Raw genomic sequence first — 3,766 nt, forward strand, 5'->3', positions numbered from 1 at the left:
GGCTCGTCGAGCAGCAGCACGTCGGTTTCCTGGGCCAGCGCCATCGCGATCCAGACGAGCTGTTTCTGCCCCCCGCTGAGGCTGTCGACGTCGCGGTCGCGGAGCCAGACGCGAGTCATGCTCCGGGGTTGTGGTGGGCGCGGTTTGTAGCCGACGGTCGGATTCGGCCCCCGCGACACCGAGGGCGTCACGCTCAAACGCGCCGACACCCTACCCCGGATAGATGGACGCGAGCGAGGCACGCGAGCGCGCCGGCGACCTCCCCCGGGAGCCGGGCGTCTACCAGTTCCTCGAACGCGGCGACGACAACGACACCGTCCTCTACGTCGGCAAGGCCGTCGACATCCGCGACCGCGTGCGCTCCTACGCGGACCCGCGGAGCGACCGTATCCGGAAGATGGTCCAGCGCGCCGACGCCATCGACACCGCGGTCACGGACACCGAGACCCAGGCGCTGCTGCTGGAGGCGAACCTGATCAAGCGCCACCAGCCGCGGTACAACGTCCGGCTGAAGGACGACAAGTCCTACCCGCTGGTCCAACTTACCGACCACGAGTACCCCCGCATCGAGATCACCCGCGATCCCGACGACGCGGCGACCGTCTTCGGCCCGTACACCCGGAAGGGCGAGGTCGAGACGGTCGTGAAGGCGATTCGTGAGATGTACGGGCTACGGGGCTGCTCGGACCACAAGTTCCGGAACCGCGACAGGCCGTGTATCGACCACGAGATGGGGATCTGCTCGGCGCCCTGCGTCGACGCCATCGACGCGGAGCGCTACGCCGAGGACGTATCGAGCGCGATCCGCTTTTTCGAGGGCGAGACCGGGATCCTCGCCGACCCGCTCCGGCGGGAGATGGAGCAGGCCGCCGCCGACGAGGCGTTCGAGCGCGCCGCCAACGCCCGGGACCGGCTCGAAGCCGTCGAGGCGTTCCACGGCGAGGGCGGCGAGGCCGTCTCCTCGCCCGGGAGCCGGCGGGAAGTCGACGTGCTCGCGGCGGTCGTCGAGGGCGGCGACGCGACCGTCGCGCGGCTCCACGCCGACTCCGGCCAGTTGGTCGACCGCTCGCGGCACCGACTCGACGCGCCCGATGGCGAGGACCGCGTCGCCAGCCTGCTGTCGGCGTTCCTGACCCAGTACTACGCCGAGCGGGAGCTACCCGACGCGATACTGCTCTCCGAACGGCCGGACGACGAGGACGTGCTCGACTGGCTCGAAAGTGCCGGCGTCGACGTGTCGGTGCCCGGCGCGGGCCGGGAGGGGAAACTCGTAGAGTTGGCGCTCAAGAACGCCCGCAGCGGCGTCGGCGGCGCGGACGACCCCGTCGGCGCGCTCGGGCAGGCGCTCGACATCCCCCGCCCGGAGCGGATCGAGGGGTTCGACGTGAGCCACGCACAGGGGAAGGCGGTCGTGGGCAGCGACGTGTGTTTCGTCGCCGGCAGCGCCGAGAAGTCCGACTACCGCCGGAAGAAGCTTCCCGACCGCAACGACGACTACGCCAACATGCGCGAACTGGTGCGCTGGCGGGCCGAACGCGCCGTCGACGGAACAGACGACCGGCCCGACCCGGACCTGCTGCTGATCGACGGCGGCGAGGGGCAGTTGGGCGCGGCGATGGACGCACTCGACGAGGTGGGCTGGGACGTGCCCTGCATCGCGCTGGCGAAGTCCGAGGAGTTGGTGGTCACGCCCGACGGCGTCGAGCGGTTCGACGACGACGCCCCCCACCTCCACCTGCTCCAGCGCGTGCGCGACGAGGCCCACCGCTTCGCGGTCCAGTACCACCAGAGCGTGCGCGACGAGGTGGCGACGGCGCTGGACGAGGTCGAGGGCGTCGGCCCCGAGACCCGGAAGCGCCTGCTCCGTCGGTTCGGCTCGATCGACGCCATCCCCGAGGCCGGCGAGTCGGCGCTGCTGGACGTGGAGGGCGTCGGGCCGACGACCGCCGAACGGATCGACCGACGGCTGTAAAAAATTCGTTTCACTCTCCAGTAGCTATTTGCCGGCCGGCGTCGAAACGCCGCCCGTTCGCCGCCCTCCGCCCTCCGTGGCGAGTTTCGGCGTACGCCACCCATGAAACGAGTCATACTGATCACGCTTCTCGTCGCGCTGGCCGGCGTGCCAGCCGCGGCGGCAGTCGCACCGATCGACGGCGCGACCGACGCACCGGCCCCCGCAGTGAACGACGCCGTCTCGAGCCAACAGACCGAACAGAGCGACGACGGGAACTACACCCGGCTCTACGTCGACGCCCGGGAGAGCTACCTCGACCTGAAGCCCGGGGAGAGCGGGACGTTCACCGTCGTCGTCGAGAACGGCGAGGACGAGGCGGTCGACGTGAACCCCCACCTGTTCACGTCGCCGACCGACCGCAACCCGATCAACGAGTCGTGGGTCGAGATCGACGGTCCCGACACGATCGACGCGGGCGAGGAAGTCGAGTACGAGGTGAGCGTCTCGGTCCCCGAGGACGCCGAGATCGCACGCTACTCCGGCGCGGTCGCGTTCACCGACGAGACCGTCTCCTCGCCCGGCCGACCGGACCGCCCGGTCCACGCGGCCCACACGAGCGTGAACGTCTGGAAGGAGCCGACCGTTCGGATCCTCTCGGAGACGTACATCAACACGCAGGTCGAGGCGGGCGACTCGGTCAGCAAGCAGATCGTGATCGAGAACACCGGCGACGAGTCGGTGCCGCTGAGCCCCGAGCGCGCCGAGCAGCGGGGTCACTGCTACGGCACCCACTGCCCGCAGCAGGTCGACCAGTCCTGGATCGACGTCGACGCGCCGAGCCAGATCGCGCCCGGTGAGACCGCGACCGTGACGGTCACGATCTCGCCGGACGCCGACGCCGAGCGCGGTCGCTACGACACCTCGCTCGATCTGGGGCTGCAGGACCCCAACCGCCGCGACGACAACAACTACTGGCAGGAGATCAGCCTGAGCTTCGTCGTCTGGGAGCAGCCCGACCAGCCCTACGAGGCGACGTTCGACGTCTCCGAGCGGACCGACAACGTCACGCTGACGCTCAACCCGCAGAACCGCCGCACTGCCGAGAACGCCGAGGCCGCGAGCTTCGACGTGACGTTCGTCTCGCCCGACGGCGAGCGCATCGACGCCGAGCGCGTGCAGGTGAGCCAGAGCGGCTACGTCGATCTCGGCGCCTCGCCCGAGCGTGGCGCCTCGCAGGACGGTCCCTACGCCACCAACGGCGGGCAGACCCAGTTCGTCTACGAACTGGAGGAGCCTGTCGCCGGCGAGTGGACCGCGGAGATCATGCCCGAGAACACGATCGGGTTCCAGTACGAGATCACGCAGAACGAGTCCGACGAGGAGTCGGACGAGTAACCCCGCTGCAGTCCTCCATTTTTCGCGTACCGCAGCCTATCAGCGCCGCGTGCCGCGACCGCCGACCTCTCCCCTCGGTGGCCCGAACGTTCGGGCGATGCCATCAGAGATGACCGCACACGTCATCGAGGAGTACGGCGACCCCGACGTCTTCACCGAGACCGAGCGACCGGTCCCCGAGCCAGACCCCGGCGAGATCCGGGTCGAGGTCGTCGCCTCGAGCGTCAACCCCGTCGACTACAAGATCCGCGCGGGTCACATCCCCGACTTCGCCCCCGAGTTCCCGGCGACGCTGGGCTGTGACGTGGCCGGCGTCGTCGACGCGGTCGGCGAGGGTGTCGACCGCTTCGAACCCGGCGACGAGGTGTACGGGATGCCCGGCGGGGCCGGGCGGGAGGGGGCGGTCGGCGACTACGT

The 3,766-nt window shown here is 69.9% G+C and carries 3 protein-coding genes and 1 pseudogene; 3 read left to right on the plus strand and 1 reads right to left on the minus strand.

The features are described 5' to 3' along the window. Nucleotides 1–104, minus strand: a pseudogene (locus ACFR9S_RS08940) (ATP-binding cassette domain-containing protein); the annotation flags it as partial. Between the two features lie 119 nt (nucleotides 105–223). On the opposite strand from ACFR9S_RS08940, the gene ACFR9S_RS08945 reads away from it, so the two are divergent. From ACFR9S_RS08945 to ACFR9S_RS08955, 3 genes are all read left to right on the plus strand, one after another. Beyond that, nucleotides 224–1,972 (plus strand): excinuclease ABC subunit C, encoded by a 1,749-nt coding sequence (locus ACFR9S_RS08945; RefSeq protein WP_379818447.1) that lies wholly within the window; start codon nucleotides 224–226, stop codon nucleotides 1,970–1,972. 102 nt (nucleotides 1,973–2,074) lie between these two features. Continuing rightward, on the plus strand, nucleotides 2,075–3,349 hold the full coding sequence (locus tag ACFR9S_RS08950) for a COG1470 family protein (RefSeq protein ID WP_379732359.1): 1,275 nt from the start codon (nucleotides 2,075–2,077) through the stop codon (nucleotides 3,347–3,349). 97 nt (nucleotides 3,350–3,446) lie between these two features. After that, nucleotides 3,447–3,766, plus strand: a 320-nt coding sequence (locus ACFR9S_RS08955) for an alcohol dehydrogenase catalytic domain-containing protein (protein WP_379818448.1), incomplete at its 3' end; no start/stop codon positions are given.

It is taken from the genome of Halolamina salina, assembly GCF_042678005.1.
Taxonomy (GTDB): Archaea; Halobacteriota; Halobacteria; order Halobacteriales; family Haloferacaceae; genus Halolamina; species Halolamina salina.